At 37.3% G+C, this 12,916-nt stretch carries 12 protein-coding genes and 1 tRNA gene; 12 read left to right on the top strand and 1 reads right to left on the bottom strand.

The window, feature by feature from the left end; translation table 11 throughout:
* Positions 1-92: 92 nt before the first annotated feature.
* From DWZ63_RS07255 to recR, 9 genes are all read left to right on the top strand, one after another.
* Positions 93-596, top strand: a complete 504-nt coding sequence (locus DWZ63_RS07255) for a chemotaxis protein CheD (protein WP_055941117.1) — start codon at positions 93-95, stop codon at positions 594-596.
* Between the two features lie 96 nt (positions 597-692).
* The gene (locus DWZ63_RS07250; RefSeq protein WP_055941119.1) at positions 693-989 is read left to right on the top strand and encodes a Dabb family protein; all 297 of its coding nucleotides are present in this window, start codon (positions 693-695) and stop codon (positions 987-989) included.
* A gap of 539 nt (positions 990-1,528) precedes the next feature.
* Positions 1,529-2,176, top strand: coding sequence for a nitroreductase family protein (locus DWZ63_RS07245; RefSeq protein WP_082440585.1), 648 nt, complete (start codon positions 1,529-1,531; stop codon positions 2,174-2,176).
* A gap of 583 nt (positions 2,177-2,759) precedes the next feature.
* On the top strand, positions 2,760-5,006 hold the full coding sequence (locus DWZ63_RS07240) for a glycogen/starch/alpha-glucan phosphorylase (protein WP_118499280.1): 2,247 nt from the start codon (positions 2,760-2,762) through the stop codon (positions 5,004-5,006).
* A 13-nt stretch (positions 5,007-5,019) separates the two neighbouring features.
* The gene (locus DWZ63_RS15665; protein ID WP_182431454.1) at positions 5,020-5,187 is read left to right on the top strand and encodes a hypothetical protein; all 168 of its coding nucleotides are present in this window, start codon (positions 5,020-5,022) and stop codon (positions 5,185-5,187) included.
* Positions 5,184-6,257, top strand: coding sequence for an ATP-dependent 6-phosphofructokinase (locus DWZ63_RS07235; protein ID WP_118499279.1), 1,074 nt, complete (start codon positions 5,184-5,186; stop codon positions 6,255-6,257). Before DWZ63_RS15665 ends, DWZ63_RS07235 begins: the two co-directional genes overlap by 4 nt.
* Positions 6,258-6,334: 77 nt before the next feature.
* The gene (dnaX, locus tag DWZ63_RS07230) at positions 6,335-7,942 is read left to right on the top strand and encodes a DNA polymerase III subunit gamma/tau (protein ID WP_118499277.1); all 1,608 of its coding nucleotides are present in this window, start codon (positions 6,335-6,337) and stop codon (positions 7,940-7,942) included.
* 89 nt (positions 7,943-8,031) lie between these two features.
* Entirely contained in the window at positions 8,032-8,385 is a 354-nt protein-coding gene (locus DWZ63_RS07225; RefSeq protein ID WP_022013337.1) for a YbaB/EbfC family nucleoid-associated protein, read from the top strand.
* A 1-nt stretch (position 8,386) separates the two neighbouring features.
* Positions 8,387-8,983, top strand: coding sequence for a recombination mediator RecR (recR, locus tag DWZ63_RS07220; protein ID WP_055941127.1), 597 nt, complete (start codon positions 8,387-8,389; stop codon positions 8,981-8,983).
* On the opposite strand, the gene yyaC is transcribed toward recR, so the two are convergent.
* Positions 8,950-9,519 carry a spore protease YyaC gene (gene yyaC, locus DWZ63_RS07215; protein ID WP_243020517.1) on the bottom strand — a complete coding sequence of 190 codons (570 nt, stop codon included), beginning with the start codon at positions 9,517-9,519 and terminating at the stop codon, positions 8,950-8,952. The genes recR and yyaC overlap by 34 nt on opposite strands.
* Before the next feature lie 170 nt (positions 9,520-9,689).
* Here yyaC and DWZ63_RS07210 point away from each other — a divergent pair, with 170 nt between their 5' ends.
* From DWZ63_RS07210 to DWZ63_RS07200, 3 genes are all read left to right on the top strand, one after another.
* Positions 9,690-10,970: a LysM domain-containing protein gene (locus tag DWZ63_RS07210; protein WP_243020525.1), complete on the top strand. Its 1,281-nt coding sequence runs from the start codon at positions 9,690-9,692 to the stop codon at positions 10,968-10,970.
* A gap of 461 nt (positions 10,971-11,431) precedes the next feature.
* Positions 11,432-12,640 carry a DUF5711 family protein gene (locus tag DWZ63_RS07205; protein WP_118499273.1) on the top strand — a complete coding sequence of 403 codons (1,209 nt, stop codon included), beginning with the start codon at positions 11,432-11,434 and terminating at the stop codon, positions 12,638-12,640.
* 51 nt (positions 12,641-12,691) lie between these two features.
* Positions 12,692-12,777: transfer RNA gene (locus tag DWZ63_RS07200), tRNA-Ser, on the top strand.
* Positions 12,778-12,916 lie beyond the last annotated feature (139 nt).

Below are 12,916 nucleotides of genomic sequence, written 5' to 3'. Positions count from 1 at the left end.
TTTATCCTGAGTTATTTAGCTAAAAGTCAGCAGGTCAGTACACTAGTTTCGCAAATATCTATTTTAATAAAAATGAAAATGAAAGGCGTGTTATGGCTCAGAAAATAGTTGAGATTGCGGATTTAAAAACAGGTGGAAAAAATGATGAGCTGGTTACTTATGCACTTGGTTCATGTGTCGGGATATGTATGTACGATGAAGGGCTGCATATAGGTGGACTGCTGCACGCAATGCTCCCCGATGCTTATGCCGGGTCTATGGAACATATGGATGGTCGTCGGGATATGTGCCCTGAAAGATATGTAAATACAGGAATTGAAAGATTATACAAAACATTATGTGTCCGTGGAGCAGACAGTGGAAATTTAAAAGTAAAAATTATTGGTGGTGCCAATATGTTTAGTTTTGATTTTTCGGATAAAAATATGGACATAGGAACCCAGAATGTTATACAATCAAAGAGGATACTTTCAGAAATGGGGATACCGGTTGTTGCACAGATGACCGGGGGAACGGTTGGCAGAACCATTAAGTTTTATCCGGGAGATGCAAGAGTGGAGATAAGTGCAACAGATGGAACTAAACATATTATTTAGCAGGTGTTTGCGAAACTAATTATATGTTGTGTTAATCGCAGGTTATGATAGTTTCGCAAACGCCTAAAAATTATTTGGATAAGAAAGGAGCATACAATGGTAAAACATATTATTTTGTGGCAGTTAAAAGAGGATATTGAGGATAAAGAGAGTGTAAAAAAGGGAATTAAAGAAAATCTTGAGTCGCTTGTGGGAAAAGTACCGGGACTTTTAAAGGTTAATGTTGTAATTGACGGACTTGGCTCGTCAAATGCTGATGTTATGCTCGATTGTGAGCTTGACAGTGAGGAGTCGCTTAAAGGTTATCAGAAGCATCCGGCTCATGTTGCCGTGGCAGACACTTATGTAAGACCGTACACGGCGGTAAGGATGTGTATGGATTATGAAATTTAACAGTAGCAGACAGCAGAGCGTACCACGAATATCTGCCTTGTTGCAAATCTTACAGGCAGTCCGATGATGGGGCTGCCTGTAATCATTAATCATATCATATGTTTTAGACAAGTGGAACGGATATTCACAATTTGCACTGCTACTCCGTAACAGTTCAGCCTTTCATTTCTTACATTCATAAACCTGCCAGCGAGCTGTCAGTCGCTGCTTTGCAGCTTATGTTTACTCATTTCAGAAATGAAAGGCTATTCTACCATAAAAAGGTACTTAACAATATAATGAACAAGCTCATTGTATTGCCAATTATCTTTTTATGGCTGAACTGTTACGCTGTTCCTTGGTAATATTAAAATTACGCAAGGATTAAAGCAGGCAGCAATATAGAAATCTTTATCATTAGATGGAGTATAAATCCTTTAAGACCAACAAAAAAATGAATTAGTAAATTATCTGCGAACAAAAATGTAAATGTACAACTAAAAACAGCAAATCATAAATACATAACAAAAAGAAAGAGAAATAGTAAGGATAACAATGGAATGAACAGTAACAACATAAATGACAATGATAACGGCAAGGATGACCAAAATGTGCTGTGTGACAGCATATATCAGAGAAGAAGCATAAGAAAGTATAAGAAAGATGAGATTTCAGGCGAGATACTTGAAAAAATCCTTGATGCGGCGAGAGTTGCACCGTCAGGTAAAAACAGACAGCCGTGGAAATTTCTTGTATATGGCGGTGAAGAAAAGAAAGAAATTTTAAAAAAGATGCGTGCAGGCATAAAGCGTGAGTTAAAAGAACCTTTGTTTAAAGACTCAAAAAGACTGCTGCCGGATGCGGACAACACGCTTCGCATTATGATGAGTGCACCTATAGTGGTATTTGTATTAAATACAAACGGTGTAAGTCCTATGGAAACGATAGATATGGACGGCAGATTTACGGAGATATGTGATAGTCTCTCAATCGGTGCGGCAATAGAAAATATGTTGCTTCGTGCACAGCAGCTTGGTATCGGTTCGCTTTGGATAGGCAATACCTGTTTCGCCTATAAAGAACTTACGGATTACATAGGCAGGAGTGGACAGCTTATCGGAGCGGTTGCACTTGGATATCCCGATGAAAGTCCTGATGCAAGACCACGCAAAAAACTTAAGGATATTGTAGAGTATCATATCGGGTAGAAAGGCATATGATTTTGGGATTATCAATATATAATTTGTTGTATCATTGATAGAAGTCACTGATACAGTACGCTATATTTAAGATCGGATTAAAAATAAATCGTTGCTGACCGTACCGTAGTTGTAAACAATAACAATAAGTCGATTTTAATCACTTCCGGGGAAGTCTTGTTTCTTGTAGTAAAAAATGTAAAGTGGTATTATAAAGATGTAATTGTCAAAAACAGACAGTCATGTAGCAACCCGTGGTATCAGTTTTGTTAAATGACATTTTGACAAAAGTTATTGATACATTACACTAGTGTACTGACCTGTTCACATTTAGCTAAATAACTTGCCTGAATTTTCATCTGCTGCGTTGTCATCAATTGCCGTAGCCCGCTACGGCTCATTCTTCCGCCTTGTAGAATGAAAAATTCATTCTGCGTCATTTGGCTAAATAGCAACATGCCATTACACTGGATAATAAGTGAAAAAGTATGGACAGTATCAGATAATATATGTCCGGCACAATAGTGTGCTCTCGAAATGTTTCGTTTTGAGAAGATACCGAGAGTACATCAATAAAGAAAGGTAGGAGAGTATGTACGAAAACGAAATTGAAAATATCGCATCACGCGGTACAAATGAAGAAATTTATTACGGTTTATTAGAGCTTACTAAAAATGCAACGCAGCAGAGGGGAAAGATTGAGGGAAAGAAGAAACTCTATTATATTTCAGCAGAGTTTCTTATAGGAAAGCTTTTATCAAACAATCTTATAAATCTTGGACTTTATGACCAGGTAGAAGATGCTCTTAAAAAGCATGGAAAGAGCATGGCGGAGATTGAGGAGATTGAGCCTGAACCATCACTTGGAAACGGTGGACTCGGAAGACTTGCCGCCTGCTTCCTTGACTCTATAGCAACGCTTGGTTTAAACGGTGACGGTGTCGGAATAAATTACCATCTCGGACTTTTCAAACAGGAGTTTGATAAAAATCTTCAGAAAGAAGTTCCAAACCCGTGGATAAAGGACAAAAGCTGGCTTAGAAGAACAGATACAAGCTATGAGGTCATTTTTGGGGGACTCAGAGTAAATTCCGTTATGTATGAGATAGATGTGACCGGTTATGATAATAAGTGCAATACATTAAAACTTTTTGATATTGACAGCGTTGATGAAAATATCGTGCAGGGAGAAAGCATTTATTTCAACAAAGAGGATATAAGAAAAAATCTTACATTGTTCCTCTATCCTGATGACAGTGACTATCAGGGACAGCTACTTAGAATATACCAGCAGTATTTTATGGTAAGCAATGCCGCACAGCTTATTATTGATGAAGCAGCTGCAAAGGGAAGTAATCTCTATGACCTTGCTGATTATGCGGTTGTCCAGATAAACGATACACATCCTACGATGGTAATTCCTGAACTTATCAGACTTCTTGTCAAGAAAGGCATTGATATGGACAGGGCAATCGATATAGTAAGCAGTATGTGTGCATACACAAACCACACGATACTTGCGGAGGCACTTGAAAAATGGCCTATATGGTTCCTTGAAAAAGTTGTTCCACAGCTTATGCCTATCATTAAGATGCTTGATGTAAAAGTAAAAGAAAAATATAATAACAATCCTGAACTTGCAATTATAGATGAAAATCAGCAGGTGCACATGGCAAGGATAGATATGCATTATGGATTTAGTGTAAACGGTGTTGCCGCACTTCATACTGAAATCCTTAAAAACAGCGAGTTAAAACCGTTTTATGATATTTATCCAAACAAATTTAACAATAAGACAAACGGTATAACATTTAGAAGATGGCTTCTTCACAGCAACCATGAACTTACCGGGCTTATCTCATCAAAGATAGGTGACGGCTTTAAGAAAGATGCAAATGAACTTGAAAAACTTATGCAGTTTAAGGATGATGAAGCCGTACTTAAAGCAATTACCGATATAAAAATGACTAAGAAGAAAGAATTTAAAGATTATCTTCTTAAGAAAGAAAATATTGAGATAGATGAAAATTCTATTATAGATGTTCAGGTAAAGAGACTTCATGAGTACAAGAGACAGCAGATGAATGCACTATATATTATTTATAAATATATGGATATAAAGGCAGGTAACAAACCGGCAAGACCGATTACATTTGTATTTGGAGCAAAGGCGGCACCGGCATACACTATCGCTAAAGACATTATTCATCTTATACTCTGTCTGTCAAAAGTTATAGAGAATGATCCTGAGGTAAGCCCATACCTTAAAGTGGTAATGCTTGAAAATTACAATGTAACATATGCAGAGAAGATAATACCGGCAGCAGATATTTCAGAGCAGATTTCGCTTGCATCAAAAGAAGCCAGCGGAACGAGCAACATGAAATTTATGTTAAACGGTGCCGTGACTCTTGGAACAGAGGATGGTGCAAATGTCGAGATACATGAACTTGTAGGCGATGATAATATCTATATCTTTGGTGAAAAGAGTGATACGGTTATTGAGCATTATGCAAAAGCCGATTATTCAGCAGAAAAGATTTATGATGAAGATCCGGAGATAGCAAAACTTGTTGACTTTATCATTGATAAAAAGATGTTTGCGGTCGGAAATAAGAAGAGTCTTATCAGACTTTACATGGAGATAGTGACAAAAGACTGGTTTATGACACTATTAGACATAAAAGATTATATCCGTGTCAAAGAGCAGGTGTTTAAGGATTATGAGGACAGAGCTGCATGGAGCAGAAAAATGATAAAGAATATAGCTATGGCAGGTTTCTTCTCATCTGACAGAACGATAGCACAGTACAATGATGACATATGGCATCTTGACTAGAACGGTATGTAAAATGAATGTAAAATCTATTGTATCGCCCGAAGTATTGTTTATAATGTTACTTGTAGCAGCGGCGGGATATTTTATAATGAGTAAAATAGTAAATAAGAAATACGGTTATACTAAGAAAAGAGAAAAAGAACTGGAAAATATTGATGAAAAGAAAGGCGGCAGTTTATGAAGAAAATTGGATTTTTAACAAGTGGTGGAGATTGCCAGAGCTTAAATGCGACTATGCGTGGTGTTGCAAAAACATTGTACCAGACATATCCTGATGTGGAGATTTACGGTATCATTGAGGGTTATAAAGGACTTATCTATGGAAATTACAGAAAAATGAAACCGAGTGATTTTTCAGGGATTCTTACCGAGGGAGGAACCATAATCGGAACATCAAGACAGCCGTTTAAGAAGATGCGTGAGCCTGATGAGAACGGACTTGATAAAGTTGAGGCAATGAAGTCAAACTACAGAAAGTGGGGACTTGACTGTCTTGTAATACTTGGCGGAAACGGTACTCATAAGACAGCAAACCTTTTGAGTGAGGAGGGCTTAAATGTAGTCACACTTCCAAAAACTATCGACAATGACATCTGGGGAACAGATATAACATTTGGTTTCCAGAGTGCCGTAAACATAGCTACAAATGCGATAGACTGTATTCACACGACAGCCGCATCGCACAGCAGGGTATTTATTGTCGAGGTTATGGGTCATAAAGTAGGCTGGCTTACACTTCATGCCGGAATTGCAGGAGGGGCAGATATAATTCTTCTTCCTGAGATACCATATGACATAAATTCGGTTGTTGCAGCACTTGACAAGAGAACAAAAGAGGGAAAGCGTTTTTCAATCCTTGCAGTAGCAGAAGGGGCAATATCAAAAGAAGATGCAGCACTTTCAAAGAAAGAACTTAAGGCAAAGAGAAAGGCAAATCCATATCCGTCAATATCTTATCAGATAGGAAAAGAGATTGAGGAGAGAACGGGACAGGAAGTAAGGATTACAGTTCCCGGACATATGCAGCGTGGTGGCGAGCCTTGCCCGTATGACAGAGTTATATCGAGCAGACTAGGTGCGGCAGCAGCAAGACTTATCATCAAAGAAAAATATGGTTATATGGTAGGTTTTAAAGATGGCGAGATAGTTCCGGTTCCGCTTGGTGAGGTAGCAGGAAAACTTAAGATGGTCGACCCTGACTCGTCAATAATAAAAGAAGCAAAAGGTTTAGGAATCTGTTTCGGGGATTAAATGGATTTCAGTTTTGAAAACTAAGAAATAAGGGGGCAATCCAAGGTTGCCCCTAAATTTACCTAAAAAGGAGTATTATGTCTTATACGGCTTTATACAGAAAATTCCGTCCCGGTGAATTTGACGAGGTCAAGGGACAGGATCATATAGTTACAACTTTAAAAAATGAGATAAGGACTGACCGTATCGGGCATGCTTATCTTTTTTGCGGTACAAGGGGAACCGGTAAGACAACGGTTGCTAAGATACTTGCAAAAGCAGTGAATTGTGAACATCCGGTAGACGGAAGTCCATGCGGTGAGTGTGAGATGTGCAAAAAGATAAGCAGCCAGATTTCGATGAATGTTATTGAGATGGATGCGGCATCAAACAACAGCGTAGATGATATAAGAGAGATAATAGATGAGGTACAGTATTCTCCGGCAGAGGGAAAATATAAGGTATATATTATCGATGAGGTTCATATGTTATCAGCGGCGGCATTTAACGCACTGCTTAAAACTCTCGAGGAGCCGCCGGCATATGTTATATTCATATTGGCTACCACTGAGGCACACAAGATACCTATAACGATATTGTCAAGATGCCAGCGTTACGACTTCAAGAGAATATCAATAGACACGATAGCCGACAGATTAAAAGACCTTATGCAGCGTGAGCAGATAGAAGTGGAGGAGAAAGCACTTAGATATATTGCAAAAGTCGCAGACGGCTCAATGCGTGATGCACTCAGCCTTTTAGACCAGTGTATAGCTTTTTACCTCGGTGAAAAACTTACATACGATAAAGCTATAGAAGTGCTTGGTGCAGTCGATACGGCGGTATATAGCCGTATGTTTAACTGCATGGCAGAACTTGATGTTATGGGTTGTGTAAAACTTCTTGACGAGATAATGATATCGGGCAGGGATTTAAACCAGTTTATAACAGGTCTTATATGGTATTTGAGAAACCTTATGATAATATCAGTGTCATCAGCCGGGCGTGAGATGGTTGATGCGTCAACCGAACAGCTTGAACAGATGGAACAGGAAACAAAAAAAGTTGACGAGACAGGTCTTATAAGGTATATTCGTATATTATCAGAGTTATCGAATCAGATAAAATATGCAACTCAGAAGCGTGTACTTACCGAGGTTACTTTTGTAAAGCTCTGTGTACCTCAGATGGAAAAAAACACGCAGGATGACAGTGTTATTGCAAGGCTTGATGCTTTAGAAAAGAAGCTTGAAAATGGCATTGTGGTAAATTCTTCAAGTGCAGAAAATATGGATACAGTTTATGCTGCAAAAGCCACTAAAGAGACGCCTGAGGAAAATAAGCCTAATGTGGAACTTCCCAAGATGGTATCGGATGACATGAAAAAGATAAATGAAAAGTGGGGACAGATAGTCTCAGGATTGTCAGTTACTGCTAAGTCATTTTTGTCACCGGACATATGCAAAAAGACAGTATCACAGGATGGGCAGACCCTTATATTGCAATTTACGGATGCGACGGCAGAAGCGTATTTCAATATGGACGAGAAGAAAAATCTTGATGAATTAAAAATCCTCATATCAAATATCGTAGGAGTTGATGCCGGGATAATGGCAGAACTTGTAAGTCCTGAGCAGAGCAGAAATTCTCTGGATTTATCTGATTTAATCGATAAAATAAACTTTGATGTGCAGTTTAAAAAATAAAGGACTGGATGAAATTTAATAATGCTTCCTGAATGAAAGTCAGGAAGATAAAAACAGTCAACAAAAAATAATTTATGGAGGAAGATAGAATGGCAAAGAGAGGTGGATTTCCAGGTGGCGGAATGCCGGGAAATATGAACAATCTTATGAAACAGGCTCAGCGTATGCAGAGACAGATGGAAGAAAAGACAAAGGAAATGGAAGAAAAAGAGTGGGAAGCAACAGCAGGCGGTGGAGCTGTAACGGTTAAAATTTCCGGAAAGAAAGAAGTTTTATCAGTAAAACTCGACCCTGAAGTTGTTGATCCTGACGATATAGAGATGCTTGAAGATCTTATAGTAGCTGCAACAAATGAAGCACTCCGCAAAGTAGAAGAAGAAAGTTCGGAAATGATGTCAGCACTTACAGGTGGACTTGGCGGAGGTCTCGGAGGTCTGTTCTAAGATGGATTTTTACAGTTCGCAGATATTAAATCTTGTTGAGCAGCTCTCACATTTGCCGGGTATAGGAAATAAATCGGCACAAAGACTTGCGTTTCATATACTAAATATGCCGCAGGAGCAGGTCAAGGGGCTTGCCGATGCAATGACAAACGCAAAGAAAAATGTAAAATATTGCAAGGAATGCTGCACATATACGGATGATGAACTTTGTCCTATATGTGCTAATCCTAAGCGCAATCATAAGCAGATAATGGTCGTTGAAAACACGAGAGATTTGGCTGCTTATGAAAAAACAGGAAAATATGAGGGAGTGTACCATGTGCTTCACGGAGCAATCTCACCAATGGCGGGCATAGGACCGCAGGATATAAGACTCAGTGAACTTATGGTGCGGCTTCAGAAAGATGTGGACGAAGTCATAGTCGCCACCAATAAAACGCTTGAGGGTGACACGACAGCAACATATATAAGCAAACTTATAAAGCCGCTGGGGGTGAAAGTGAGCCGTATTGCAAGTGGAGTTCCTATAGGGGGAGATTTAGAGTATATTGACGAGATTACGCTTTATCGAGCTTTAGAGGGGCGTACAGACATGTAAAGACCGCTGGAGATAAAATCAGCAAGCCTCATGACAGTGTTAAGGTGTGTTGTCTGCAAAGTTGCAATATTATTGATACCGCTTTCATTAACGATTCCGGTAATATAAATATCACCCACCTGCGGAAGACTCTTTCCCGTGCCTATGCCGGGAGAAAGCGAGCCTTTACCGAGAGTGACACAACCCACATGAGAGTTTGTACCAAGAGAAGAATCAAGAGCAATGATGTACGGATTTCGTATAGTTGCTCTTATTTTTTTTATAGTCGTATTGAGATTTTTGGCATGAACGGGATTATTCAAAGTGCCATATATGGTAATATCTGAACTTTTTAAAAGAGATGAAAGTTTGTGACCGACAAGCGGACCAAGACAATCTCCGATGACTCTGTCAGAACCAATACAAAGTATGACAAGATGTTTATTTAAAGAAAAACATTCTTTATAACAGCTTTTTAAAGTGTGTATAAAATGAAAAGAAGCAAGAGAAGTTTCAGGGTTAAAATAAGAGACTTTAGTTTCTTTTAACATATTCATTAAAATTATCCAACCTTTCAAAAAAGATATTATATAAATAATATTCCACATAAAAATAAAAATATTCATTAACCAGGTGAGGGATTTTGACAAAATTTTTCTGTCGGAAATGTTATCGTAATCCTAAAAGAGTACATGGTAAAGGATAGGGGGATGAAATTGTGGAAGATATGATACATAAGTATGTGAAAAAACCGGAAAATATCCGTCAGATAGGGGAAAGCCCGTATTCCGGACCGATTTATATAGAAGATTATGTTATGACTTATATAAGACAGATATTTAAGGAACAGAGTGAGGAAAAGATAATACTGATGCTCGGAAAAGAGGGAGAGGAGCTTGCAAAAGGCAGTACATTTATATATGGTGCAATAGGGGTGGATTTTAATGTTACGGATGCAGTTACTGACATATCAGAAAAAGACTGGAGTGAAGCATATGAGAAAATATATAAATACTTTCCCGGAGTGACAGTGATGGGCTGGGTGTGTGGTGTTTATATGTGGAACAGCAAAGTTGATGCGACGATAAATATAATTCAAAGAAAATATTTTTCTAAGGAAAGTAATATATTGTTCCTGTTTGACCTGTCAGAATGTGAAGAAAAAATATTTAAGTGGAAAGATGGAAATCTAAAGGAACAGACGGGATATTATGTTTACTATGAAAAAAATCCGCAGATGCAGGATTTTGTGCTCGGAGAAAATCAAAATGAAAGTGTAGACAGAGAGTATGATGATGTTGTCACCGAAGTGATACGCGATAGGGTAAATAAAAACGAAAAGAAAGATTCTGTTTCTAAGACGGCAATAGCTGCACTTACGATGGCGATTGCATTTATGTTTGTCATCGGTGGAAACTATATGATTGAGAGTGTTTCAAAAATAAACAGTCTTGAGGACAGTGTGGATGTATTGCAGGGATATGTAAAAACGACATATGGAGATGATGACAATAGTAAAAATGTTTCGGGAGCAGGAATAGGGGCAGAATGGGACAAAGAAGAAAATGCAGATAAAGCGGAAAATGCAAAGAAAATAAGTATGACAAAGGAAAAAACAGTAAATAGCCTACAGTCATCAGATACCGAAAAAAAGAGAAAAAGTAATGATAAAAATACAGGTACCGGAAAAAATAATAGTTTAAGTACAGCACGAAGAGACAGGTTAAAAAGAAAGAAAACGGCAGGAAAAGTGAATAAAATTAAAAGAACAGGAAAGATGTCTAAGGCTGCAAGACAGACGATAAATAACAGAAAAAATATAAAGCGAATAACAGGTTCGCACAGAAACTATGCAGAATACAAAGTAAAAGAGGGCGATACATTAAGTACGATAGTATGGAGACAGTACCATACATTGAAGAAAATGAATATGGTAAAAAGGGTAAACAGAATACAAAATAGTGATAATATAAGAGAAGGACAAGTTATAAAACTTCCGGCAAGATAATTAATAAGCTGCCGTATAAATCTGCAGTGCTAATTAGAGAAAAAGCTGATTTTTTAGTTTTATTGAACTGTTACCTGATAAAGATGGAATATTATATAGAATATTGCAATGCCTAAAAAGATAAGTTATACTCTCTATTAGAATGATTAGCTACTGTTTATGTTAGTAGGTGATTACGAAACTAATTATATGTTATATTTGTATGCTTCAATTACAGATTATTATAGTTTTGTAAATACATATTATTTAAAACAGTAACGGAAGTGGGAAGAAGGCTGAAAATCAAAAAATTCCCACTATGCACAAAAAGTGCAATAATGGAGAATAGTGTGAAAAATCATATATAATATATATTTTACACACATCATTTGTGTCTGCGTGCACTTGACACAAATCTTAAATGTGAGATATATCATATTTCACACTATGCACAAAAAACATGTGCAGAAATGAGGATTAATATGGAAAGTTTAGTAGGGCGTTCTCAAAATGTGGCAGCAATAATAGAGAGAAAAAAGAAGAATAAAAAAGCATTTTTCATATCGGCTGGAATAATCATACTTGCAGCAGTTTTACTCGGTGCGATATACAATTATTATATTAATATAAAATATAATGGGTACAAAATAGAGGAAAGAAGCGGCATAAAAAATAAAAATTCAGCTTCTTATGCCAGCTACAATGATTATATACTGAAATACAGCAAAGACGGAATAGTAGCACAGGACGCTTCGGGAAAAGAGCTGTGGAACGGCAGCTATGACATGGCATCATCGGCAATAGATATATGTGGAGAATATGTGGTCGTGGCTGATGTGGGAGAGAAAAATTTCATAGTTTATAATGGGGATGATTCAGGAAAGGAAATAACGACAGATTATCCCATAGTTCAGGCAGAAGTATCAAAACAAGGGGTTGTTGCCGTATTACTCGAAGAATCATCTTCAAATGTCATAAGAATTTATAATCCTTATGATGTGCAGAATAAGCTTCTGGCAGAGATACCGACAAATATTGATGACGGTTACCCGGTATCAATAGATATATCTGACGACGGAGTAAATGTGGCAGCAGTATTTGTAAGCGTAAATGACAGTAAGATACAGAGCAGAGTCGCATTTTATGATTTTTCGGATGTAGGGAAGAACAGCAATTTCCTTGTGGGTGCCCAGGTTTACAATGACAAGCTCATATCAGAAGTAAAGTATCTGAATGATAATGATGTATGTGTATTTGGAGAAGACGGGTATTGTGTATGGACTAATCTGCGTCAGCCGAAAGTTAAATTTCAAAAAAAATATGGAACATCCATAAAAAGTGCATTTTATAATTCAAAATATATCGGTGTAATACTTGATGCTGATGATGGAAACAAAAATGAACTGGAAGTATTTGAACTGTCAGGAAAAAGAAAGTTAAAGATTGAATTAAGTGAACAGTATAAGCAGGTACAGTTAAATGATAACAATGAAATAATGTTAAATTCTGATTCAAAATGTGTCATTTATAAAATGAATGGGATAAAAAAATTTTCAAGTAATATTAAAGGTAAAGTAGAACATTTTTACGCTTCAGGAGACAATAAATGTTATTATCTTGTACTTGAAAATGAAATTCAAAAAATAAAATTGAAAAAAATTAAAAAAAAGGGGTTGACGAATCCAAAATAAAGAGTTATACTAGCAAAGCACTGTTGAGAGAGCAACAAACTTAAACAGTTTGGAGAGGTATCGAAGTGGTCATAACGAGGCGGTCTTGAAAACCGTTTGTCCGCAAGGGCGCGTGGGTTCGAATCCCACCCTCTCCGCTCAAATCTCTATATAGAGTAGTAATGGTATAGAGATTTATTTTTTGCTTATTTTTAAACTAAATATTGTATTTATGTATGCGATTAGAGTTGTGTACATAAGTTGAAAGACGAGTTAAGACTCGTATCTTATCTATTA

The organism is Clostridium sp. AF34-13, assembly GCF_003477845.1.
Classification (GTDB): Bacteria; Bacillota; Clostridia; order Lachnospirales; family Lachnospiraceae; genus Butyribacter; species Butyribacter intestini.
The sequence above is the reverse complement of the archived record's forward strand: the minus strand, read 5'-3'. Positions and strand labels throughout refer to the sequence as shown.